Source organism: Thalassobacillus devorans, assembly GCF_900176565.1.
GTDB lineage: Bacteria > Bacillota > Bacilli > Bacillales > Halobacillaceae > Thalassobacillus > Thalassobacillus devorans_A.
This window is the reverse complement of record NZ_FXEH01000004.1, coordinates 189,284-211,546: the sequence shown is the minus strand read 5'-3', so window position 1 is coordinate 211,546 and position 22,263 is coordinate 189,284. Positions and strand designations below refer to the sequence as shown.

Below are 22,263 nucleotides of genomic sequence, written 5' to 3'. Positions count from 1 at the left end.
TTCTCAAATTTCCCCCCATACGCCATGTATACTTACCAGGAAAGCTCATATTTTCACGTTGATAGCGGCCCCCTGAGCTCTACAACTTTCATAAAGGTAAAGGCGGAAAACTTCTGGAAGAAGGTTTCCGCCTCTATAAAGCTCAGGCAACGCCTGGCCGTGAATTTTTGATAAAAAATGACATACCAAGCCCGGCAATCGCTATGATCCCCGCAACAATAAATGAAACGTTCACCCCATGAATAAGTCCGGTAATCCCTTCTGCGGGATCAGCCTGGGTGGTCATTACAGATACCAGCAAGGCTGTGCCGACCGCTCCGGCTACCTGCCGCATCGTATTATTCATCGCTGAACCGTGCGGCATAAGTTGGTTCGGCAGTTGGTTCAGTCCTGCCGTTGTGACTGGCATCATGATCATGGAAATACTGAACATACGAGCTGCATTAACGGTTGCCAGATAAACAAATGTCGTTTCCATGGTTATGTTCGAAAACATAAAGGTAGTGATTACCAGAATCGACAAGCCGATGATAGCCAGCCACCGCGCGCCAAACCGATCAAAAAGCCGGCCTGTGACCGGGTTCATCAGTCCCATGAGCACCGCTCCAGGAAGGAGCATTAATCCTGATTCTAATGCCGTAAACCCTAACATATCCTGCATCAGAATCGGAAGGATGACCGCGCCCCCGATCATCGCAATAAATGATACCATCCCGATTGCCGTAGTGAGAGTGAAGGTAGTGTTTTTAAAAATCCGGAATTCCAAAATCGGCTGCTCAAGTTTCAATTGTCTCAATATGAATAATACGAGTGTAACGGCACCAACAATTAAAGACCCCAGCACTTCTGTATGGAGCCATCCACCACTGCCTGCCACACTAAACCCATATAATATGCCGCCAAAGCCGACAGTCGATAGAATGATCGACAAGATATCGACCTTCGGGAATGTCTGCTTCGTTACATTTTTCAAAATAAAATAAGCGACAATGATATCTATGATTGCGATAGGCAAGATAACATAAAATAAACTTCGCCAATGGTGGTGGTCAACGAGGTACCCCGACAATGTCGGACCAATGGCAGGCGCAAATGCAATCACGAGACCAAACATCCCCATAGCCGACCCACGTTTTTCAACGGGAAAGACTAAGAACAGAATCGTCTGCATCAATGGCATGATAATCCCTGCCCCCGCTGCCTGCAGGACTCTTCCTGATAATAATATACCGAAGTTCGGAGCAATGGCACATACTAATGTGCCTATCGCGAAGGTACCGACAGCTGTCAAAAATAGCCCCCGGGTTGTAAAACGTTCAATCAAAAAAGCAGTGATAGGAATCATGATTCCGTTTACCAGCATAAAAATCGTCTGCAGCCACTGGGCGGTATTCGCGTCCAGGTTCAAATCCTGCATAATATGTGGAATAGCTGTTGCTAATAGTGTCTGATTCAAAATGGCGACAAATGCGCCGGATAACAATACGATCATTAATGGAACTTTATTGATTGGTTCTTCCTTTGTCTGTTCCACAATATACCTTCTTTCCTAATTTAAGTAACTCAAAAATATTAACTCAAATTATCTTGAAAATCAATGTTTAGTTACCCGAAATAATAGATATTTGTTTTTAAAAGCATAATAATGTTAAATTACTTAAAAATGACTAGCTTACTTACTACACTCACCGGGTACATAAAAAAAGGAGTGTAAAATCATAGTAGTAAAGGAGATGGACTATGGGGAATAAAAAGAAAAAGTACAAATTTATGAACAGCATTTTCTGGGTCTCATTCACCATTATTTTTCTTTTCGCTTTATGGGGTGCGGTTGCTCCTCAGATACTGGCTTCCCAGGCTGAAGTCATTTACGGGTTTATTGCCAATACGTTTGGCTGGTTTTATTTATCGTTCGTGCTTTTTATCATTATTTTCAACTTTTATTTAGCATTCAGTAAATATGGGAGAATCAAACTTGGTGGAGAAAACACCAAACCCAAATACCCTTTGTTTACCTGGATCGCCATGTTATTCAGTACCGGTTTTGGTGTCAGTATCGTCTTCTGGGGTGTTGCTGAACCGATGACCCACTTCGGAACACCGCCTCCCTTCGACCCCAGTATCGAAGCTGGAACAGCAGAGGCTGCAAGAGAAGCAATGTGGAATGCATTTTTCAATAACGGCATACACCAGTGGGCCTCCTTCACTTTTGTCGGACTGGCACTCTCGTACTTTATTTACCGCCAGGATGAACGAAGCCTGATCAGTGATACCATGAACCCGGTAATTGGCGATAAAGGGAAAAAGCCGCTCCGGAATACGATCGACATCATAGCAGTCATTGCTACAGTTATGGGTGTAGCAACTACACTTGGATTAAGTGTACTGCAGATCAACGGAGGTCTTGGCTATGTTTTTAACGTTCCTTCTGGTACCACGACACAGCTCATCATCGTAGGGGCTATGTTCGTCTTCTTCATGGTATCGACTATATCGGGTCTTGATAAAGGGATTAAATACTTAAGTAACGCTAACTTAGGACTGGCTCTTGTGCTTATGGTTGCCGTCTTATTCATCGGTCCTACCGGCTTTATTCTAGATACGATTACCATGGGCGTTGGTGACTACCTGCAGAATTTCTTCCAGGCTAGCTTAAGACTTGATCAGTATACACAAGGAACATGGGTGCAGGATTGGCCGGTCTATTACTGGGCCTGGACCATTGCCTGGGCTCCGTTTGTCGGAATGTTTGTTGCCCGTATCTCGAAAGGACGCACGGTCAGGGAATTTGTACTAGGGGTTATGGTTGCACCTCCAGCTATCGGTCTAATTTGGATTGGGATCTTCGGTGGGACGGCGATCAACTTCGACCTCTTTCATGGTACGGATATTGCCGGGGCCGTTGCTCAAGATGAAACAACCGCATTGTTTGCGATGTTAGAAAACGTACCATTAGGTACCATATTATCGGTACTATCTATCGGCCTGCTGTTTACCTTCCTGGTAACATCCGCCGACTCAGCAACTTTCGTACTTGGTATGATGACATCGAATGGGGATACAAACCCTTCGGTTGTTGTAAAAGTAGTGTGGGGCTCTCTTATCGCCTCACTTGCGATCATTTTGATTATCAGCGCTGGGTTGGAAGGACTGCAAACCGCTTCCCTGATCGGGGCACTGCCGTTTTCAATCGTCCTGTTCGTAGCCGCTATCTCCCTCTTGAAATCGATACGGGAAGATTATAAAGATGCTCGCAGAAAAGCAGAGAAACAAGCAGAAGAAAAACGCCACCAGCGGGTTATCGATCACATTGAAGAGAACTATGAATTTAATAATGATGATAACAAATAACCTAAAAACAAGCTTCCTTTAGAAGGGAAGCTCGTTCTTTTAATGGCTGGCAGTCCATGTAAAGCATCCTGAAGTATAGCTGAACATACAAAAATAGCAACCTTCCTATAGGTTGCTATTTTGTGTGGAAATGATTTATTTTCGATCTTCATATCTTGCAGAAATCAGTCCTAATGCTGTTCCTAAAAGTGCTCCACCCAACACTTCTAATGGCTGGTGACCCAAGAGTTCTTTCAATTCCTTTTCCCTTTGCACGAATTCCAGGCTCGGAAAGTCTTTTGATATCGTAGCAAAACTGTCTTCTAACTCATTGACCAGTTTAGCAATCTCCCCTGTATGACGGCGGATACCCTGGGCATCGTACATGACGATCACTCCAAAAACAACCGCTAATGCTGTTTCCGTATGGCGAGATCCTCTATTGGCCGCTATGTAGGTAGCGAGCGCTGAAACTCCCGCGGAATGGGAGCTTGGCATACCGCCTGTCGTAGCAACCTGCTTCCAGTCCCATTTTCCTGCCAAACGTTTGTGCGTTAAAATCTTCAACCCTTGTGCGAGGCCGATTCCTGTCAGTGCTGTCAAAATGCCCCGATTCATTTTATTATTGTCCACAAGTAAAACCTCCACTCTGCAATCATCTTTCTTCTACTTTTCATTACCCGAAATGGCCAGTTTTATTCAGAAAAGCATACTAAATAAAATAAAGCCTGTCCTTGCGAATTGTACCTTATGTTAAAATAAAAGAATCGTTTCAAGGGACAACCAATGGAACTTAGGAGTGAATAATACATGGATAAAAAAGATGTTGCCGGTATTCGCAGGCAGTTCAAAGTGGATAATGACTTATTGAAGATTTCTGACCTTTTTAACGTATATATCATGAAAGAAACGACAGAAATTTTTCATCATCAGAGCCAGCCGTTCGAAATGCTCGATAGAGATCAGCAGGAGCTGTTCATGAATAATTTCAAGAAAGTACTGACAGGACAGCTGGATGAAAAACTGTTCGAGTTGAAATTTCAGCGGGATGCTGACAACCACACCCAACTCACATTACATAGAGGGCTGCTTAGCAGCGAACTGGAAGAGTGGAAGGCCCAAATGCTGCAGATGACAGAAAAGATTATTAAAGACAATCCTTATGAAAAAGATGTAGTCATCTCTTTCATCCGTGCTGAATATATGAAACCGATGAAGCGACGCAACGAAGAAGCTGAAGAAAGTGAACGGGATGCGGTCTATTCTCATCCCTTTATCCTCTGCAGTATCAATAAAACCCAAGAACCCAAAAGAGAATGGCAATTCGACTATATTGAAAAGGAATTCAAGTACAACATTGAGGTGGATCCCGTCATTGATCTAAACTCCCCAATGGCAGGATTTCTTTTTCCGTGCTTTACAGACAATTCAGCTGATGTGAACCATATCCTTTATAGTGCAGGCAAAGCAAACGAGCCTGACTACCGATTTATCGAAGAAGTATTGAATGGCGAAGAAATCATGACAGCCAAAGAAGACAAAGCGGTATTTGAAGAAGTCATCAGAGATGTTGTCGGAGATCAGCTCCCTCCTTCTACTCTGGCTACTGTCTATGGAGAAATTAATAATGTCGTAGAGGAAAATGAAGAAGGAGAAGTGCCGAAGCTCGATTACAATGATGTTGAACGGGTGCTGACTCGAAGCGGCGCACAAGTGGAAGCTGAAAAAGTAAAAGATGCGTTTCAAAAAATCACCGATGATGGAGCCTACGAACTAAAAGCAAGCAGCATTGTTCCAAAGTATAAGTCAAAGTCGATTAAAATCAATACGAAGGTAGCTAATATTGCGATCAGTCCCCAGGATTTGCAGTTTGTCAAGCAGGTCAATCATCAGGGGAAACGATATATCATGATCGAAGTAGAAGAAGATGCGGAGATTGAAGGGTTCAAGATGCTTCCGGAAGCTTTCGGGGAGTGATGAAGACAAATCCAATACTTAGCAGTATGATATAGTCTCTATAAAAGGGCATTCCTTCTTAATTAAAGAATAGAATGCCCTTTTGGTAATCTTTTGAGTCTTCACTTTCCGGGAATACAGTTAAACACTTTCATCCGGATATTTCATAATTACTATTTTGATCGCTAATAACCTTCCTCTATTTCCTTTTCCTTATTGTCATTCATCCACTTCAACCACTCTCGCAACCTCATTCCTGCAATTCTTGCACTTTCCTTCTAAAAGAATACCAGCTGGATCATCAACAATAACAAATTCCACTATAGTAACGGTATCTAAACAATGGGGACAAAAAACATTTTGAATAAGCTTATTTCTTATATCTTTTGGTAAAGCAACCCACTTTTTATTTGCTTTCATTTTTACAACCACCCTTCTGAAAATCAGCAAAACAAATTGTCCAGCTATCCTACCAATCACACGAGGATTCCCCCTTGATATTAGTCCATCATATACTGGAATTTTCACAAAATACTAATTAATTAATCTCCTATACTATTTTCCTGCTGCTTATGTATTAATTTGTCTAAATTTGATTTCTGAATTTTGTGTGAAATCGCTTTCATTTAAGGTGTTTTTTTATTATAATTATAATTTGAGAACGGTTATAATATTTTATCACCATATCCAGGAGGGGGAGTTGTAAATGGACAAGAACGAAATGCATGAAAGTAAAGCCAGTGCTGAGCAGTGTCCTGTAACCGGCCATAAAACCGAGGAGGAAAATGCGGTCACTACCGCCAAGGTTGGGACAACCAATAAGGACTGGTGGCCGAACCAGTTGAATTTGCACATTCTTCGTCAGCATGATAACAAATCGAACCCAATGGGGGAAGAATTTAATTATGAAGAAGAATTTCAGAAGCTGGACTATGATGCACTAAAGCAGGACCTTCGTGAACTTATGACAGACAGTCAGGAGTGGTGGCCTGCTGACTATGGTCATTACGGACCGCTCTTCATCCGTATGTCGTGGCATGCTGCCGGAACATATCGTACTGGCGACGGACGCGGCGGAGGTGCGACTGGTAACCAGCGCTTTGCCCCTCTTAACAGCTGGCCGGATAACGTAAACCTTGATAAAGCACGACGCTTGTTATGGCCAATTAAACAAAAGTATGGAAACAAGATCTCCTGGGCCGACTTGCTTGTGTTAACCGGGAACGTCGCGCTGGAAGATATGGGCTTGAAAACTTTCGGATTTGGTGGAGGACGGGAAGACATCTGGCATCCAGAAGAAGACGTTTATTGGGGCACTGAAAAGGAATGGCTGGCTGACAACCGTTATTCAGGCGACCGCGAGCTTGAAAACCCGCTTGCTGCCGTGCAAATGGGATTGATATATGTAAATCCTGAAGGACCTGACGGTGAACCGGACCCGCTTGCAAGTGCTCGCGATATTCGTGAAACATTTGCTCGTATGGGTATGAATGATGAGGAAACCGTTGCCCTGATCGCCGGCGGTCATACATTCGGTAAAGCCCATGGCGCAGGTGACCCGGAAAAGGTCGGCGCTGCACCAGAAGCAGCTGATATAGAAGCACAAGGGTTGGGCTGGGAAAGCACTCACGGAAGCGGTAAAGGTCGTGACACGATCTCCAGTGGTGTAGACGGCGCGTGGACTTCCAACCCAACAAAATGGGACAACGGCTATTTCGAACTGCTATTCAACTATGAATGGGAGCTGACGAAGAGTCGGGCCGGTGCGAACCAGTGGGCTCCGGTCAACCCGAAGGAAGATGACCTTGCTCCGGATGCAGAAGACCCAGCTATCAAAGTCCCTACCTTTATGACAACAGCTGATATGGCATTACGCATGGATCCCGATTATGAAAAGATTTCACGCCATTACTATGAAAACCCTGATGAATTTGCAGACGCTTTCTCCCGCGCATGGTTCAAGCTGCTTCACCGTGACATGGGCCCTAAATCAAGATACCTGGGACCTGAAGTTCCAGAAGAGGATTTGATTTGGCAGGACCCTATCCCTGCTGTAGATTATACATTGACAGATGCGGAAGTGTCCGAGCTGAAAGGAAAAATCCTTAATACTGGATTAACAATCGGCGAACTGGTTACAACTGCCTGGGCTTCAGCAAGCACATACCGGGGTTCTGATATGCGTGGCGGTGCGAATGGAGCCCGCATCCGTCTTGCTCCACAGAAGGACTGGGAAGTGAACGAGCCGGAAAAACTGGAACACGTGCTATCTGTCTATCAAGACCTTCAAAACCAGCTTGATAAAAAAGTCAGTATCGCAGATTTAATTGTCCTGGGTGGCAGCGCAGCAATAGAAAAAGCTGCAAAAGATGCCGGCGTCGATGTAACCGTTCCATTCGCTCCAGGACGAGGAGATGCTGATGCAGAAATGACAGATGCGGAAAGCTTTGATGTATTAGAGCCAATGGCAGATGGCTTCCGCAACTATGAGAAAAAAGCCTATACCTTAAGTCCGGAAGAATTGTTGGTAGACAAATCTCAGCTGCTCGGCCTAACTCCACCGGAAATGACCGTGCTGATCGGCGGGATGCGTGTGCTTGGTACTAACCATGGCGGAACAGACCATGGTGTATTCACAGATCATGTCGGCACATTGACGAACGACTTCTTCGTAAACCTCCTGGATATGGGCATAGAATGGAAACCAAAAGATTATAACCTGTACGAAGGACGCAACCGTAAAACCGGTGAAGTTGTACGGACAGCGACACGCGTGGACCTAGTCTTCGGTTCAAATTCAGAACTTCGTGCTCTGGCAGAAGTATATGCACAAGACGACAACAAAGAGAAATTTGTGCGTGACTTCGTAGATGCCTGGGTAAAAGTCATGAACGCTGATCGCTTCGATCTTAAAAGAAAACAGGAATCCACATTGTCTATATAATGCATAATGAAAAGCACCTTACCAGATGCCTTGTTCAATCGGCATCGGTAAGGTGCTTTTTTTAATTAGGATCGATATTTATTTCTTTTCTAACCATGAAACGCACTCCACGTGAGATGTCTGGGGAAACATATCGACTGGCTGAACTTCTTTCGTTTCATAACCGCCATCTTCCAGTATTCTTAAATCACGCGCCAGGGTCGACGGATTACACGATACGTAAACGATACGCTCCGGTTCCATTTCCAGCATGGATTGCAATAGTTGCTCGTCGCAGCCTTTTCGTGGCGGGTCGACAACAATGACATCTGAATCCAGCCCTTGCGACTTCCACCATGGCATCACTTTCTCTGCCTGTCCAACGTAGAACTCTGCGTTATCGATATGGTTGAGCTTGGCATTTGCTTTGGCGTCCGCTACGGCTTCCGGCACCACTTCGACTCCATAAACTTTCTTAGCATTCTGGGCTAAGAAAAGCGATATGGTCCCGATACCGCAATAAGCATCGATGACTTGTTCTTTCCCTGTCAACGCAGCATACTCCAATGCTTGATCGTATAAAGTCTTTGTCTGGGTCGGATTTACCTGATAGAACGATTTAGGCGATATGGCGAATTTGATATCGCCAATCATATCGTAGATGTATTCTTCCCCGTAAAGAACCTTTGTATCGTCACCCAATACGACATTCGTCCGCTTTGGGTTTACGTTTTGAACAATTGATTTCACACTTGGATAAGCGTCACGTATTTCATCTATGATCTCATCCTGGTTCGGAAGTTTTTCCGTTCTGGTAACGAGTACAACCATAACATCCTTGGTGATCTGTCCAGTACGCACCATGATATGGCGCAACACACCACGGTTATTTTCTTCATCGTAGGCTCGGATTCCGTATCGATCGGCGATACGGCGCACTGCTTCAACCATCCGATCATTTGATTCATCCTGAACGACACATGTGTCCATATCAATGATATTGTGGCTTCGTTTTTGATAAAAACCAGCAACCAGGCCTCCATTACGTTCTCCCACTGGCATCTGAACCTTGTTCCGATAGCGCCATGGATCCTTCATCCCTTTTACCGGGTGGACAGGTACATGTTCCAGATGACCGATTTTCCGCATCGCGTCTTTGACCTGCTTCTGTTTCATTTCGAGTTGCATGTCGTAGCTCATGTGCTGGATCTGGCAGCCGCCACACTGGAAAAAGACATTGCAAGGCGGCTCTACTCGCTCCGGGCTTTTTTCATGAAGATCGAGCAACTTTCCAAACCCAAAGTTTTTCTTCACTTTTATCACTTTCACTGTTGCTTTTTCACCCGGCAGTCCATAAGGGACAAATAGCGGGTAGCCGTCGATTTTCCCTACACCGTCTCCTTCATGGGTCAAATCCTCAAAAGTCAGTTCCACCCGTTGATTTTTTTGTACTGGCGGCTTTGGTTTAGCCATTTTACATCGTCCTTTTTCTTAAGATTTATCTACATAAATGCGATCGCTCAATTATAAGTTTTGAACGCTTAATTTCAGGGGACTAACGCCTAATTAAGCGATAAAAACCCTAAGTTCCTTGCCCAAAGTTTAACACATGCCGATATGGATAGCGAAAAAAGGCTGCAGATAGTTATATCTACAACCCTTTTTTTGGCAGTTTATTTCATATCAATGTCTTCCAGCTTCTTCTCTTCCGCCACAAATTTACCCTTTGGGACAAAAAAGTCGATATGTCGATACAAGTTGGCAAATTTCCCGGGCAATAATCCGCCAAATTCCCCGTCGATATTCAACTGCATCTTCTCTTCTGTATGAACTTTGATCAGGCTTGCCTTCGTATAGATGATATGCGGGTCGTTCAAATGCTTACCCTGAGTTGCCATAGACGCGATTCGAATAAAATCTGCGATATTCATTTTTTTGATGATTAGTAAGTCGAACAAGCCGTCATTCATTTCCGCTCCTGGAGCCAGCTTCTCAAAGCCGCCGACAGAGTTCGTATTAGAGACGAGGAATAACATGATTTCCCCTTTGAATTCTTTGCCGTCATATTCGATTTCTACGTAAGTTGGCCTCAGGGAAGGGAGCATCTCAATGCCTTTCAAGTAATAGGCAAGCTGCCCCAGCATTGTTTTCAGCTTACTGGGCACCTCATAAGAAAGTTCGGTCAGTTTTCCTCCACCGGCGATATTCATAAAGTATTGACCGTTGACTCTGCCGATATCGAGAGCTTCATAATGATCATCAAGAATGACATCGACTGCTTTATGGATATTATTTCGCGGAACACTCAACGCACGGGCGAAGTCATTCGTTGTGCCAACAGGAATGATACCGAGTTTCGGCCGGTTTTCCTGTTCCGCTATGCCGTTGATCACTTCATTGATGGTGCCATCGCCGCCTGCCGCTACTACAATGTCAAAACCACGCTGCACCGCTATAGTAGCAGCTTCTGTCGCATCTCCCGCACAGGTCGTAGCGTGCGCCGATGTTTCATACCCCGCCTGCTCGAAGCGTACCAGCACGTCAGGCAATACTTTTTTGAATACTTCCCTTCCGGAGGTCGGATTATAAATGATCCGAGCACGTTTCATAAGGTCTCCCCCTCATCCAGGCTTTCTACCACTATCTATCATAGCTTGTTTACTGTTATTTCGCCATTAATATAGTATATGGAAACTGTTTACAAACATACAAAAGCACGCAGTCCTTTGCGTGCTTTTGCAGGGCCGTGTTTTTTGAAAATATCGTTTACCGTTTTTCCATTTCCGCAAGGATGATCTTGTTGACCATCGGCGGGTTTGCCTGTCCTTTGGTCGCTTTCATTACCTGACCAACAAGGAAGCCAAGTGCACGGTCTTTCCCATTCTTGTAGTCCTCGATGGACTGCTGGTTTTCATCTAAGATCTTCGTGATGATTTCCGTCAGCTGACCTTCGTCAGAAATCTGGACAAGGCCTTTATCCTTAACAATCTTCTCTGGATCGCCACCTTTTTCCACTAACTCAGCAAAAACTTTCTTGGCGATTTTAGAGGAAATTGTGCCGTCTTCCAGAAGTTTGATCATCTTAGCAAGTGATTCAGGCGTCAAGGCCAATTCGTCGAATTCTTTCTGTTGCTTATTCAAATAAGCAGATACCTCACCCATCAGCCAGTTGGATGACTGTTTAACATCTGCGCCATGGTCGATTGTTTCTTCAAAGAAGTCGGACATTGCTTTGTTATTTGTCAGCACCATTGCATCATATTCCGGAAGCTCTAGCTCTTCTATATAACGCTTCTTCCGTGCATCTGGAAGCTCTGGAATTTCTGCACGTACGCGCTCTTTCCAGTCTTCGTCAATATAAAGTGGTACCAAATCCGGTTCCGGGAAGTAACGGTAGTCATCCGAGCCTTCCTTGACACGCATCAGTAGTGTTTCTTTTGTCTGTTCATCGTAGCGACGTGTCTCCTGCAAAATTTCTCCGCCAGCCAGCAACACCTGGGCCTGACGCTTTTCTTCAAACTCCAGACCTTTTTGAACGAAGGAGAACGAGTTCAAGTTCTTCAACTCAGTCTTGGTTCCAAACTCTTCCTGGCCAATTGGACGAAGGGACAGGTTGGCGTCACAACGCAGGGAACCTTCTTCCATTTTACAATCCGATACCCCGGTATATTGTATGATATTTTTCAGTTTTTCCAGGTACGCATAGGCTTCCTGTGGAGAGCGGATATCGGGTTCCGATACGATCTCAACAAGTGGTGTTCCCTGACGATTGTAGTCGACAAGGGAATAGCCTTCATCGCTGTGCGTCAGTTTACCGGCATCTTCTTCTAAATGAAGACGAGTAATACCGATACGCTTTTGTATGCCATCTACTTCGATATCAATGTAACCATTTTCCCCGATCGGCTGATCGAACTGGGAAATTTGATAAGCTTTCGGATTATCCGGGTAAAAATAGTTTTTCCGGTCAAATTTTGTATCGGTAGCGATATCGCAATTGAGTGCCATGGCAGCTTTCATTGCGAAGTTGACCGCTTCCTCATTCAATACCGGAAGCACTCCCGGATACCCAAGGTCGATGGGGTTGACGTTCGTATTCGGCTCATCCCCGAACATATTCGGAGATGGGCTGAAGATTTTCGAGTTGGTTTTTAATTCAACGTGTACTTCAAGACCAATGATTGTTTCAAAATTCATGACTGCGCACCTCCAAGGGATGGGCGTTGTTTATGGAAGTCTGTCGCCTGTTCGAACGCATGTGCGGTGCGATAGACAGTACTTTCATCAAAGTGTTTACCGATGATCTGCAGACCGATTGGCAGACCATCAGAAGAGAATCCGCATGGCACCGAAATTCCTGGTACACCTGCCAGATTGACTGGGATGGTCAGGATATCGTTGGCATACATCGTAAGTGGATCGTCTACGATTTCACCGACTTTGAAAGCAGGTGTCGGCGTTGTTGGTCCGATGATGACATCGTAGTCTTCCAATACTTTTTCAAAATCGTTCTTGATCAACGTACGCACTTGCTGTGCTTTTTTATAGTAAGCATCATAATAGCCTGAGCTTAACGCAAATGTTCCAAGCATGATACGACGCTTGACTTCATCACCAAAGCCTTCGGAGCGTGAACGCTTGAACATATCAAGCATGGATTCCGCATTTTGTGTACGAACACCATAGCGCACACCGTCAAAGCGGGCAAGGTTAGCAGACGCTTCCGAGGAAGCGATCAGATAGTAGGTGGCTACCGCATACTTGGAATGGGGCAGGGAAACCTCTTCCCATGTAGCTCCAAGCTCTTCGTACTTTCTTAAAGCACTCATGACTGCTTCTTTTACTTCTTCAGAAACACCTTCACTTAGGTATTCTTTAGGAACTGCAATTCTCAAGCCTTTGACATCGCCAGTCAGGGCTTCGGTGAAGTTTGGTACGTCCACATCAGCAGAAGTAGCGTCCATTTTGTCATGCCCGGAAATGGCTTCGAGCAAGTAAGCATTATCTTCTACCGTTCTTGTAACTGGGCCGATTTGATCAAGAGAAGACGCGAATGCGACCAGTCCGAAACGGGATACGCGGCCGTATGTCGGCTTCAAACCTACCACGCCACAGAATGCTGCCGGTTGACGGATGGACCCGCCTGTATCGGAACCAAGGGAGAAAAACACTTCCCCAGCGGCTACTGCTGCTGCAGAGCCACCACTGGAACCACCTGGGACATAGTCGGTGTTCCATGGGTTGCGAGTTGCGTAATAGCTGGAATTCTCATTAGAGGATCCCATAGCGAATTCATCCATGTTGAGTTTGCCGATCGTCACAGCTTTAGCATCCGCTAATTTTTCCACGACCGTTGCGTCATACAAAGGATTTATAAAGTTGTCCAAAAACTGACTGGCACATGTCGTACGCAATCCGTTCGTGACGATATTATCTTTCACACCGATTGGAAGGCCGAACAATGCTCCTGTGCCCTCCGTTCCGCGGGCAGCATCTAATTCTTCCGCCTGTTTCAATGCTTGTTCTTTATTCAATGTCAAAAAAGCTTTTACTTTTCCATCTACCGCTTCAATGCGCTGGTAGGATTCTTCTACAAGCTCCGTGACACTGATTTCTTTATTATGTAGCTTCTCTTGAAGCTCTTTTAATGTATAGTCAAACAATGACATTGGTGTACCTCCTTTATTCCAATATAGATGGAACTTTGAATTGTCCGTCTTTATGATCTGGAGCGTTTTTCAGAACATCTTCCTTCTCCAGCCACTTTCTAGGTTCGTCCTTACGCATGACGTTCTTCAAATCCAATACATGCGTAGTCGGTTCGACATCAGTGGTATCCAGTTCATTCAACTGTTCGGCATACGTAATGATATCGTCCAACTGTTTGGTAAACATGTCCGCCTCTTTTTCACTAATCGCAAGACGAGCCAAATTGGCTACGTGCTTTACTTCTTCCTTGCTGATTCTAGACATAACTAACCCTCCATCGAGTTTTCGTACTCACATAATATTAGATGATACCAAATGATTGATTCGATAAGCAACGTTCAAGTTTTTTCACCTTTCCTATCTTAACATAAAACACTGGATGACTCATCAGAAACTATTAAATAGGAAGGAAGGCATTACCGGAGGAAATTAACCTGAAAACATGCTATAATGCCTAAGGTACACCTGTTTTCATAACCAGCACATACACCTGCACTTCCGGTTTACCATTAACGTTGTGAGGGTAATGATTAACGTGCTGTTACAAAGGAGTTCATCAATGCTAGATTACGTTTTGAAAACAAATGATTCGACATCTGAGTATGTTGTTTTTGTTCATGGAATCGGAGGAAACTCCAGGATTTTTTATAAACAGATCAAGGCTTTTCGAAAGCAATTCAATGTGCTTTCCATCCACCTGCCTGGTCATGGCAAATCGCCAAGCACGACGTCTTATTCAGAAAAAATGACTTTCCAAACAGTAAACGAAGAGATCATCGCTTTAATGAACCATTTAAAGATTCCTAAAGCACATTTTGTCGGCATTTCATTAGGATCCATGGTGATTCAAAGTTTAATTTCTCATTTCCCTGAACGTGTTAGATCTACTGTTCTTGGCGGATCGATTGTCAGGTTGAACGCAATATCAAAGGGGCTGCTGGTGTTTGGGGAATCAATTAAGAACTTCATGCCCTACCATACCCTTTATAAGTTGTTCGCTCATATTTTGATGCCAAGATCCAACCACAAGTCGGGTCGTGAAGCATTCGTCCGCGAAGCGAAAAAAATGAAGCGGAAAGACTTCCTGGCCTGGTATAAGGTAGCCAGACACCCGAAAAAGACTTTAGAAAAAATTCATCATGCCGCTAAAGTGCCAAAGCTGTTCATTTCCGGCACCCAAGACCACCTTTGCATCAAAGATGTTCGAAAGACGGTGAAGCAAATCGAACATGCAAAGCTAGCGGAAATCCCGGAATGCGGACACGTATGTAACATTGAACAGGCAGACAAGTTCAATGAATTAGCCATCAGCTTCATCAACCAGTATCGGCAGAAGAAAAGAATTCAAAACTCCGTCGCTTTATAAAATATTCAAGTACAAAAAAACTCTTTCCTGTAACGCAACAGGAAAGAGTTTTTTTAAAACCATTAACGACGGGAAGCTTCTTCAAAGGAAGCAATGATTTCTTTCGAAGGCTTAGGACCGGCAAGACTGACAAGAATAGCAACAATTAAGTTCAAGATGAAACCAGGAACGATTTCATAAAGATCGAAAATGCCACCGCTTAAGAAATCAGCCCATACAACTACCGTTACCGCACCGACAATCATACCGGCAAGTGCACCATTACGAGTGATGCCTTTCCAGAATAGAGATAAGATGATGATCGGGCCGAATGCCGCACCAAAACCTGCCCAAGCATAAGATACTAATTCAAGTACTGTGCTGTCTGGATTTTGTGCAAGCATTACGGCAATCAATGCGATACCTGCAACAGCAATACGACCAACCCATACTAATTCACGCTCAGTCGCCTGCTTACGGAAAATCGCTTTGTAAAAGTCCTCCGCAAGTGCTGAAGAAGATACAAGCAGCTGAGAGTCAATCGTACTCATGATAGCAGACAGAATTGCTGCCAATAAAATACCTGCAATGACAGGATGGAACAATACTTGGGAAAATGCGATAAATACTTTTTCCGGGTCATCCAGCATTTGAACGCCATTTTCATTAATCAATGTAATACCAAATTCACTCAACATGCCAACATCCTGTGAATTGATGTAAGCAAGACCGGCCAAACCAGTGAAAATCGCACCATATAGTCCTAGAACCATCCATGTAACACCTATGAAACGCGCTTTTGGCACGTCCTTAGGTGAACGTAACGCCATAAAACGGACAAGGATGTGCGGCTGACCGAAATAACCAAGTCCCCACGCCATGGAGGAAATAATCGCTAACATGCCAACTCCGCTTACCATGTTTAGATTGCTTGCTTCAATATTACCAACAGCATTCATCGTTGCATCCCAACCGCCGATTTCTGTAATCGCTACAATTGGCACCGCAATCAATGCTGCGAACATCAAAATACCCTGGACAAAGTCCGTCCAGCTTACTGCAAGGAAACCACCTAAGAAAGTATAAGAAATGGTCACGATTGCACCTATCCATAGTGCTTGTGTATATGACAATCCAAATGACGCTTCAAAAAGCTTGGCACCTGCCACCATACCGGATGAAGTATAGAAGGTAAAGAATAGAAGGATTACAAGTGCTGAAATTACTCGTAAGATGTGTGAATTATCGTGGAAACGGTTCTCCAGGTAGTCCGGAACCGTGATTGAATCATTTGCAACCTCCGTATAAACACGTAGTCGACGAGCGACGAATTGCCAGTTCAAGTAAGCACCGATGGCAAGTCCTACCCCAATCCATGCTTCTCCAAGACCTGCTGCATAAATGGCACCAGGCAGACCTAGTAATAGCCAGCCACTCATATCAGATGCTCCGGCACTTAATGCCGCGACACTTGGACCTAAACGACGGCCACCTAATACATAATCAGATAAATTGCTTGTCATTTTGTATGCGGCAAAACCGATGCCCAGCATACCTAATAAATAAATAATAAACGTTATTAACGTTGCTGTACCCATTGTTTGTTATTCGCTCCTTTCAGTAAATAAAGTAATGACGGATAGTAGGATTAATATTGGCATAGGGACAAACAGCCAGAACCAAGTTGCCCCGGTTAGTGCGAATTCTTCCATGTTTCCACCTCCACATATTTTGTTCCGCTGCTCTGTTATACACTCCCATGCAATTTTTTAAAAATTTAAAATTATGATTCAAAAGTCATAGGAGCGTTAAAACACAAACGCAGGTACAACTATATCATATACAAATGATTTGAACATTGCAAAAATTATATCATCGACAAATAGATGTATTATTATACATTTAAACGCTATATTTACCGTCATATATTTTTTATATGCGATATATATTCATAAAAGGTAATAAAAAAAAATTTAATAAATTTAAACAGAACCCCGTTTTACGTGGGTACTACTATCTACCTATACAAATATTTACAAAAATTCCTTTGCTTGTATGCGCTTTTATTATATCCGTCTTCATAAAAAAAATCCTCCTATAAAGGAGGATTTTTTTTAACGATTAAAGCATTTCAGAAGTTGTTTTCGGCTGCATATGGTGCAGCAGATAATCTGGTCCGCCAGCTTTTGAATCGGTACCGGACATATTAAATCCGCCAAACGGATGGTAGCCGACAATCGCCGCTGTACAGCCACGATTGAAGTAAAGGTTTCCAACATGGAAATCTTCTCTGGCCTGTTCCAAGTGCTGTCTATTATTTGTGATTACGGCACCAGTCAGTCCGTATTCAGTATTGTTGGCGATTTCAATGGCTTCATCAAATGACCTAGCTTTTGTAAATGCCACCACTGGGCCGAAGATCTCTTCCTGCATGATGACAGCTTCCGGATCAACATCTGCAAAAATAGTCGGCTCGATGAACCATCCTTTGCTTTTGTCCCCCTTACCGCCATGGACAAGGCGACCTTCTTCTTTCCCCTTGGAAATGTACCCAAGGATCTTATCATAAGCGCCCTGGTCTATGACCGGTCCCATGTAAGAACCATGGTCCGTCGGATCGCCATATTTCACTTCGTTCTTCGTTTTTTCAACCACTCGTTCAAGCAGCTCATCGTAAACATCTTCATGAGCGACAACACGGGAACATGCAGAACACTTCTGCCCGGAGAATCCGAACGCAGAATAGGTGATGGCATCCGCCGCAAGCTCAAGGTCAGACTCATTGTCGACAACAATGGTATCTTTACCACCCATTTCAATGATGGTACGCTTCAGCCATTTTTGACCATCCTGCACTTTGGCCGCACGTTCAAAGATACGCGTTCCGACTTCACGAGAGCCAGTGAAACTAATGAAACGTGTGCGTGGGTGGTCAACCAGATAGTCACCCACTTCTTTTCCGCTTCCAGGTACATAGTTGATAACACCTGCAGGCATCCCCGCTTCTTCCAGTACTTCCATCATCTTATAAGCGATGATTGGTGTCGCACTTGCTGGTTTTAATAGAACCGTATTTCCGGAAACCATAGAAGCTACGGTCGTACCACACATAATGGCAAACAGGAAGTTCCATGGAGAAATGACGACCCCGACACCTAGCGGAATATAATTGAAGCGATTATTTTCAATTGGGCGGGAATTGATCTCTACCCCACCATCAATTCGCAGCATCTGGCGGGCATAGAACTCCATGAAGTCGATTGCTTCTGCCGTATCAGCATCCGCTTCTTTCCATGGCTTACCGCCTTCTTTAATAAGATGAGCTGTAAACTCATGTTTGCGGCGACGGACAATCGCAGCAGCACGGAACAAAATATCCGCACGGAAGCTCGCGTCTGTCTTGCGCCACCATTCGAAGGTTTCATCCGCAATCTTATGCGCTTTTTCAGCAAGGTCTCTATTTGTTTTCGAGACGTAACCAATGACTTCTTTTCGATTGGCCGGATTGACGACCTCGATTTTATCGTCTGTCATAATACGCTCGCCACCAATGATTAGTGGATATTCTTTACCTAAATCAGATTCCACTTTCGCAATCGCCTCTTCCATTGCCTTGCGATTTTCTTCTACACTGAAATCTGTAAAGGGTTCATGCTTGTAAGGTACTACCATTCTAAAACGCCTCCTTGGGAAATAGAAATAGAAGCCCGCTTTCATCTCACTTATGTAACCTTATTAAAGCGCTTCCATAACATATTCTATCTTATCTCTACCAACTGTTCAAATCTAACATCTGAATTATTTTTCCAGTCAAAAAAATCCCGCCTTGATATGTATCAGGGCGGGATTTGAGATTAATAGATATGGACGTAGGGCTCTTCCTTGCCTCGCTCTTTTACGATTACACTTTCCGGTTGACTGTTACTACTGATTTTCACTTCTATCTCATAATCTTCATTGAACATTTCCATTACTAAACCATATACGTACTGGGTGAACCCGACCACTTCATTCTTCGACTGAAACTGGATCGGGATTTCTATCGATACCTCTTCTAAGTTATCGTTAACATAAAATCCTTCCCCTACAAACCCGACAAAGTTAGGGAAATACTTCGATACTTCATTACGGAATTCTCCTAGCAGCTGAGAATCCTGATAATGTTTTTCTTCCGCTTCACCAGAAGGGAATAAAATGAAGTCTTCGTTAACGTCTTTCCAATCAGATGAATTAGTACTTCCGCCTTTCACGTACGCTTTTTTAATAAAATTACCAGGAACAGCGGAACCGGAATCTTCCTCACGATAAAGAGCAATCATGATCGGTACGTTCTCAAGACCTTCTTTCTTACGTATCTCCTCTATCACCTGGTCAGCAGTCCGCTGTCCCATTTTAAGTATTTCCTGCTCAGAAATATCTTCATCGTAAGTAGGTCCTCCGATTTCCGTTTGGAATGAATAGGTCGACTTCAGAGCCAATCCGATCGAAATACCAGCCAGCTTGACGACACCTTCCTCTTCTTCTTTCAAGTAATTCTGTTCGAGGATATGGGAAAGAACCCTGGGATTTTTCCGATGGTCGTCTTCTGACTCTAACTTGTCACGGTCTGGGTTCAATCCATCAATCAACGCAAGAACGGTGTCACGCTCTAAATATTGCCCGGCTTGGAAAAAGTGAGATTCAGGATCAAAATATTCTTTGGAATGCCGTTGCAGCCCTGTTTCCATCTCATCAATGTCCAGTCGATTGTTCAGCTGTCTTGTTATCGTCCCACGAGCTTTCGCCTGTTTTGGACCGTCCTCCGTCAAAATTGTTTTATAATGTTCTTCGGAGATATTATGACGAGGGACGATCGCTGTTTCATTCTTACTATCATCCGTGTTTTCCTGTACTATTTCTTCGTCATTATCATAAACCGGTATACAGGCAGTCAGCACCAGGAGAGTACTCATCCATAATGCGTGCAGCTTTCTCATATTTCCACTCCCTAAGCATTCAATGCTTGTTTGAACGTTTCTTCATCCCAAATCTCTACTCCAAGATCTTTTGCCTTATCATATTTCGAACCGGCATCTTCCCCAGCGATCAATAAATCCGTCTTCTTGCTGATGCTTCCTGTAATTTTCCCGCCAAGTTCCTCAACTAACTTCTTCGCTTCGGATCGCGAATAGCTTTCCATTTTACCAGTAAGGACAATCGTTTTATCCATAAATGGCGAATCGCTCGGCTGATCACTTTTCTTCCGGCCTTTATATTCCATGTTCAAACCAAGTTCTTTTAGTTCAGTAAGCAAACTCTGAACCTTTGGTTCGTCAAAGTAACGGTAAATAGAATCAGCCATTTTCTCTCCGATTTCATTGATAGCCGTCAGGTCTTCATAGCTGGCATCCTGCAAATTATCCATTGTCTCAAAAGCTTCAGCCAATGTCTTTGCCGCTTTGGAACCGACATATCGGATGCCGAGACCAAATAGCAGTCGCTCTAAGGAATTATCTTTAGAGGCATCGATGGCACGCAGCAGGTTATCTACGGATTTTTCTCCCATCCGCTCCAGCTTCAGCAATTCATCCCGGTCCAGTTTATAAAGATCGGCAATCGTTGCGATCAAATTCTCTTTGAACAACTGGGCGATGACTTTTTCGCCAAGGCCGTCAATGTTCATGGCATTTCTCGATACAAAGTGAATCAGGCCTTCCCGCAGCTGAGCCGGGCAGTTCGGATTGATACAGCGAAGCGCTACTTCCTCTTCTAAACGGACAAGCTCGCTGCCACACTCCGGGCACTCCTCCGGCATGGCGTAAGGTTCCTCGTCCCCGCTACGTTCTTCGGTAAGGACACGGACCACCTCCGGAATGATATCCCCGGCTTTCTTAATAACTACGGTGTCACCGATACGAATGTCTTTTTCTTTGATTAAGTCTTCATTATGAAGCGAGGCGCGCTGTACCGTGGTACCGGCTACTTTCACTGGTTCAAGAATTGCCGTCGGTGTTACGGCACCCGTTCTGCCGACACTGAGTTCAATGTCCTTCAAATGGGTGATTGCTTCTTCTGCAGGAAACTTGTAGGCGATCGCCCATCTAGGGCTTTTCGCCGTGAATCCTAATGTCTCCTGCTGATCAAGGCGATCGACTTTGATGACGATGCCATCAATTTCATAATCGAGGTCCATCCGATGCTCGACCCAGCCATTGACGTAGTCAATCACTTCGTCGATATCCTTGCATTTCTTCCATTCTGGATTCGTCTTTAAGCCGAGTTCTTCCAATTTCTCCAGTCGTTCACTATGCGATTCCAATGGATTGCCTTCCCATTCACCGACTCCATATAGAAAGATGTCGAGATTACGTTTCGCAGCTATTTTAGGATCCAGCTGACGTAAGGATCCTGCGGCGGCATTACGCGGGTTGGCAAATGGTTCATCTCCATTAGCTTCTTTTTCCTCGTTCAATGCCAGGAATGATTTCTTCGGCATATAAGCTTCACCGCGGACTTCAAGCGAATGATTTTCCTTAAGTCGGAGCGGGATATTCCGGATGGTGCGCAGGTTCTTTGTAATATCTTCTCCTGTCGTACCATCCCCTCGCGTAGCTCCCCGCACAAACAAGCCATCTTCATAAGTCAATGACACAGCAAGACCATCGATTTTCAGTTCGCAGACGTATTCGATGTCTTCCTCTACTCCCCCACGAGCACGGCGGTCAAAGTCGCGAAGCTCTTCTTCATTGAAGGCATTACCTAAGCTCAACATCGGTACATTGTGCTGGACTTTCATAAATGCATCCAGTGGAGGCCCGCCGACACGCTGGGACGGTGAGTCTGGAGTGATCAATTCCGGGAACTTTTCTTCCAGTTCGATCAGCTCCCGCATTTTCATATCGTATTCATAATCGGAAACACTCGGGTTGTCTTCGACATGGTATTCATAATTATAACGATCTAGTTGCTCGCGTAATGATTCAAGTTTTTGTTTAGCTTCTGCTTCGTTCATGGGAACACC

At 44.3% G+C, this 22,263-nt stretch carries 16 protein-coding genes; 4 read left to right on the top strand and 12 right to left on the bottom strand.

What is annotated here, in order from left to right; genetic code table 11:
* Nucleotides 1-142: 142 nt before the first annotated feature.
* Nucleotides 143-1,492: a DHA2 family efflux MFS transporter permease subunit gene (locus B9Y67_RS02970; RefSeq protein WP_085505630.1), complete on the bottom strand. Its 1,350-nt coding sequence runs from the start codon at nucleotides 1,490-1,492 to the stop codon at nucleotides 143-145.
* A gap of 248 nt (nucleotides 1,493-1,740) precedes the next feature.
* Between B9Y67_RS02970 and B9Y67_RS02965 the strand changes: the two genes are divergently transcribed.
* Nucleotides 1,741-3,351, top strand: coding sequence for a BCCT family transporter (locus B9Y67_RS02965; protein WP_062440093.1), 1,611 nt, complete (start codon nucleotides 1,741-1,743; stop codon nucleotides 3,349-3,351).
* Nucleotides 3,352-3,486: 135 nt separating this feature from the next.
* Here B9Y67_RS02965 and B9Y67_RS02960 read toward each other — a convergent pair whose 3' ends face one another.
* The gene (locus B9Y67_RS02960; protein ID WP_085505629.1) at nucleotides 3,487-3,948 is read right to left on the bottom strand and encodes a divergent PAP2 family protein; all 462 of its coding nucleotides are present in this window, start codon (nucleotides 3,946-3,948) and stop codon (nucleotides 3,487-3,489) included.
* Between the two features lie 192 nt (nucleotides 3,949-4,140).
* On the opposite strand from B9Y67_RS02960, the gene B9Y67_RS02955 reads away from it, so the two are divergent.
* Entirely contained in the window at nucleotides 4,141-5,307 is a 1,167-nt protein-coding gene (locus tag B9Y67_RS02955) for a DUF4317 domain-containing protein (protein WP_062440096.1), read from the top strand.
* A gap of 198 nt (nucleotides 5,308-5,505) precedes the next feature.
* Here the strand turns inward: B9Y67_RS02955 and B9Y67_RS02950 are convergent, their stop codons facing one another.
* Entirely contained in the window at nucleotides 5,506-5,766 is a 261-nt protein-coding gene (locus B9Y67_RS02950) for a hypothetical protein (RefSeq protein ID WP_254901685.1), read from the bottom strand.
* Between the two features lie 226 nt (nucleotides 5,767-5,992).
* Here B9Y67_RS02950 and katG point away from each other — a divergent pair, with 226 nt between their 5' ends.
* Entirely contained in the window at nucleotides 5,993-8,230 is a 2,238-nt protein-coding gene (katG, locus tag B9Y67_RS02945; protein WP_085505292.1) for a catalase/peroxidase HPI, read from the top strand.
* 78 nt (nucleotides 8,231-8,308) lie between these two features.
* Here the strand turns inward: katG and rlmD are convergent, their stop codons facing one another.
* The 5 genes from rlmD to gatC all read right to left on the bottom strand — a co-directional run bounded on the left by rlmD (nucleotide 8,309) and on the right by gatC (nucleotide 14,182).
* Nucleotides 8,309-9,682, bottom strand: a complete 1,374-nt coding sequence (gene rlmD, locus B9Y67_RS02940; RefSeq protein WP_085505291.1) for a 23S rRNA (uracil(1939)-C(5))-methyltransferase RlmD — start codon at nucleotides 9,680-9,682, stop codon at nucleotides 8,309-8,311.
* A gap of 200 nt (nucleotides 9,683-9,882) precedes the next feature.
* Nucleotides 9,883-10,818 carry a diacylglycerol kinase gene (locus B9Y67_RS02935; RefSeq protein ID WP_085505290.1) on the bottom strand — a complete coding sequence of 312 codons (936 nt, stop codon included), beginning with the start codon at nucleotides 10,816-10,818 and terminating at the stop codon, nucleotides 9,883-9,885.
* Between the two features lie 157 nt (nucleotides 10,819-10,975).
* Nucleotides 10,976-12,406: an Asp-tRNA(Asn)/Glu-tRNA(Gln) amidotransferase subunit GatB gene (gene gatB, locus B9Y67_RS02930; protein ID WP_085505289.1), complete on the bottom strand. Its 1,431-nt coding sequence runs from the start codon at nucleotides 12,404-12,406 to the stop codon at nucleotides 10,976-10,978.
* Entirely contained in the window at nucleotides 12,403-13,878 is a 1,476-nt protein-coding gene (gene gatA, locus B9Y67_RS02925; RefSeq protein WP_085505288.1) for an Asp-tRNA(Asn)/Glu-tRNA(Gln) amidotransferase subunit GatA, read from the bottom strand. The genes gatB and gatA overlap by 4 nt, the downstream gene beginning before the upstream one ends.
* Nucleotides 13,879-13,891: 13 nt before the next feature.
* Nucleotides 13,892-14,182, bottom strand: a complete 291-nt coding sequence (gene gatC, locus B9Y67_RS02920) for an Asp-tRNA(Asn)/Glu-tRNA(Gln) amidotransferase subunit GatC (protein WP_085505287.1) — start codon at nucleotides 14,180-14,182, stop codon at nucleotides 13,892-13,894.
* A gap of 295 nt (nucleotides 14,183-14,477) precedes the next feature.
* On the opposite strand from gatC, the gene B9Y67_RS02915 reads away from it, so the two are divergent.
* Nucleotides 14,478-15,284, top strand: coding sequence for an alpha/beta fold hydrolase (locus tag B9Y67_RS02915; RefSeq protein WP_176223897.1), 807 nt, complete (start codon nucleotides 14,478-14,480; stop codon nucleotides 15,282-15,284).
* 62 nt (nucleotides 15,285-15,346) lie between these two features.
* Here the strand turns inward: B9Y67_RS02915 and putP are convergent, their stop codons facing one another.
* The 4 genes from putP to ligA form a co-directional block, all read right to left on the bottom strand.
* A complete protein-coding gene (gene putP / locus B9Y67_RS02910; RefSeq protein WP_085505285.1) occupies nucleotides 15,347-16,861 on the bottom strand; it encodes a sodium/proline symporter PutP in 1,515 nt (504 codons plus the stop codon).
* Between the two features lie 523 nt (nucleotides 16,862-17,384).
* Nucleotides 17,385-18,935 (bottom strand): L-glutamate gamma-semialdehyde dehydrogenase, encoded by a 1,551-nt coding sequence (gene pruA / locus B9Y67_RS02905; RefSeq protein ID WP_085505284.1) that lies wholly within the window; start codon nucleotides 18,933-18,935, stop codon nucleotides 17,385-17,387.
* 182 nt (nucleotides 18,936-19,117) lie between these two features.
* A complete protein-coding gene (locus B9Y67_RS02900; protein ID WP_085505283.1) occupies nucleotides 19,118-20,239 on the bottom strand; it encodes a CamS family sex pheromone protein in 1,122 nt (373 codons plus the stop codon).
* A gap of 11 nt (nucleotides 20,240-20,250) precedes the next feature.
* Nucleotides 20,251-22,254 (bottom strand): NAD-dependent DNA ligase LigA, encoded by a 2,004-nt coding sequence (gene ligA / locus B9Y67_RS02895; RefSeq protein ID WP_085505282.1) that lies wholly within the window; start codon nucleotides 22,252-22,254, stop codon nucleotides 20,251-20,253.
* Nucleotides 22,255-22,263 lie beyond the last annotated feature (9 nt).

Excerpts from the sequence above, each read along its gene's own strand:
- B9Y67_RS02970 (WP_085505630.1), bottom strand. The coding sequence starts at position 1,492 with ATGATCGTATTGTTATCCGGCGCATTTGTCGCCATTTTGAATCAGACA.
- B9Y67_RS02965 (WP_062440093.1), top strand. The coding sequence starts at position 1,741 with ATGGGGAATAAAAAGAAAAAGTACAAATTTATGAACAGCATTTTCTGG.
- B9Y67_RS02960 (WP_085505629.1), bottom strand. The coding sequence starts at position 3,948 with ATGAATCGGGGCATTTTGACAGCACTGACAGGAATCGGCCTCGCACAA.
- B9Y67_RS02955 (WP_062440096.1), top strand. The coding sequence starts at position 4,141 with ATGGATAAAAAAGATGTTGCCGGTATTCGCAGGCAGTTCAAAGTGGAT.
- katG (WP_085505292.1), top strand. The coding sequence starts at position 5,993 with ATGGACAAGAACGAAATGCATGAAAGTAAAGCCAGTGCTGAGCAGTGT.
- rlmD (WP_085505291.1), bottom strand. The coding sequence starts at position 9,682 with ATGGCTAAACCAAAGCCGCCAGTACAAAAAAATCAACGGGTGGAACTG.
- B9Y67_RS02935 (WP_085505290.1), bottom strand. The coding sequence starts at position 10,818 with ATGAAACGTGCTCGGATCATTTATAATCCGACCTCCGGAAGGGAAGTA.
- gatB (WP_085505289.1), bottom strand. The coding sequence starts at position 12,406 with ATGAATTTTGAAACAATCATTGGTCTTGAAGTACACGTTGAATTAAAA.
- gatA (WP_085505288.1), bottom strand. The coding sequence starts at position 13,878 with ATGTCATTGTTTGACTATACATTAAAAGAGCTTCAAGAGAAGCTACAT.
- gatC (WP_085505287.1), bottom strand. The coding sequence starts at position 14,182 with ATGTCTAGAATCAGCAAGGAAGAAGTAAAGCACGTAGCCAATTTGGCT.
- B9Y67_RS02915 (WP_176223897.1), top strand. The coding sequence starts at position 14,478 with ATGCTAGATTACGTTTTGAAAACAAATGATTCGACATCTGAGTATGTT.
- putP (WP_085505285.1), bottom strand. The coding sequence starts at position 16,861 with ATGGGTACAGCAACGTTAATAACGTTTATTATTTATTTATTAGGTATG.
- pruA (WP_085505284.1), bottom strand. The coding sequence starts at position 18,935 with ATGGTAGTACCTTACAAGCATGAACCCTTTACAGATTTCAGTGTAGAA.
- B9Y67_RS02900 (WP_085505283.1), bottom strand. The coding sequence starts at position 20,239 with ATGAGAAAGCTGCACGCATTATGGATGAGTACTCTCCTGGTGCTGACT.
- ligA (WP_085505282.1), bottom strand. The coding sequence starts at position 22,254 with ATGAACGAAGCAGAAGCTAAACAAAAACTTGAATCATTACGCGAGCAA.